This window comes from Streptomyces sp. NPDC050619 (assembly GCF_040654815.1).
Classification (GTDB): domain Bacteria; phylum Actinomycetota; class Actinomycetes; order Streptomycetales; family Streptomycetaceae; genus Streptomyces.
Genome location: NZ_JBFAIR010000151.1, coordinates 1 through 1300, shown reverse-complemented (window position 1 = coordinate 1300; position 1300 = coordinate 1). Strand labels below are relative to the sequence as shown.

At 69.5% G+C, this 1300-nt stretch carries 1 protein-coding gene; it reads left to right on the top strand.

Annotation, left to right across the window (positions count from 1 at the left end):
• Positions 1 to 45: 45 nt before the first annotated feature.
• Entirely contained in the window at positions 46 to 1260 is a 1215-nt protein-coding gene (locus tag AB0I77_RS53625; protein ID WP_363290339.1) for an IS30 family transposase, read from the top strand.
• The last annotated feature ends 40 nt before the right edge of the window (positions 1261 to 1300 follow it).

Below are 1300 nucleotides of genomic sequence, written 5' to 3'. Positions count from 1 at the left end.
CTTGGGTTCTAGTGGTCGTTGCAACACCCCAGTTCAGGGGATGCAATGGACTTCGAGATCCGTAGGGACCGGACGGCTCAGGGCCCTGTGAGGCTGGGTCGGGAGCGTGCGGAATACTCCCGGCTCGTGCAGCAGGGCTACAGCAACAAGGAAGCCTGTCGGCTCGTGGGGATCGATACCCGGACCGGCAGGAAGTGGCGTAACGGCCGCAGCGCCGACCGCAGGCAGAAGGCGGCACCACCGATCAATACGGTGTTGCCGCCTTCCGGTCCGTCCCGGTATCTGCGTGAGGCCGACCGGATCCACATAGCCGACCGGCTGCGGGAGAAGGCGACGGTCCAGGCGATCGCTGCCGAGCTGGGCCGCAGCCCCTCCACCGTCAGCCGGGAGATCCGCCGCAACCGGCACCCCGGCAGTGGCCAGTACCGCCCGCACGCCGCCCAGGCCCGCGCCGACGCCCGCCGACCGCGGCCCAAGCCGGGCAGGATCGGCCAGAACCCCGAACTGCGGGACTTCATCCAGGACCGCCTGAACATACGGTGGAGCCCGGAGCAGATCTGCCAGGCTCTGCGGGCACAGTTTCCCGACCGGCCGGAGATGCACGTGGTCCACGAGACGGTCTACCAGGCCCTCTACGTCCAAGGCCGGGGCGAGCTGCGCCGCGAGCTGGGCCGCGCCCTGCGGACCGGCCGCGCCCGGCGCAGGCCACGTCGCCAGGCCCAGCAGCGCCAGCCACGGTTCTCCACTCCCATGGTCATGATCAGCGAGCGGCCCGCGGAGGCGGCGGACCGGGCCGTGCCCGGCCACTGGGAGGGCGACCTCATCATCGGCAAGGACGGGAAGTCGGCCATCGGCACCCTGGTCGAGCGTGCCACCCGCTACGTCATGCTCCTGCATCTGCCCGGCGACCACAGTGCCGAGAGCGTCCGGGACGCGCTGGTCACCACGGTCCAGACCCTGCCCTCCCACCTCCGACGGTCCCTGACTTGGGACCAGGGAAGCGAGATGGGCGCGCATGGTGCGTTCACCATCGCCACCGGCATCCCGGTCTACTTCTGTGACCCCGCCAGCCCCTGGCAACGCGGCTCCAACGAAAACACCAACGGCCTGCTGCGCCAGTACTTCCCCAAGGGCACCGACCTCGCCGTCCACACCCGCGACCACCTCACAGCCGTCGCCGCCGAACTCAACGGCCGCCCACGCAAAACGCTCGGCTGGGAAACCCCAGCCGAGCGCCTGCATAAACTACTCACGGCCTGATCAAACCGACCACGTGTTGCGACGACCCCTAGAAACCGCC

Bases quoted from the DNA above. Each gene is read 5' to 3' on its own strand.
- AB0I77_RS53625 (WP_363290339.1), top strand. From the start codon at position 46: ATGGACTTCGAGATCCGTAGGGACCGGACGGCTCAGGGCCCTGTGAGG.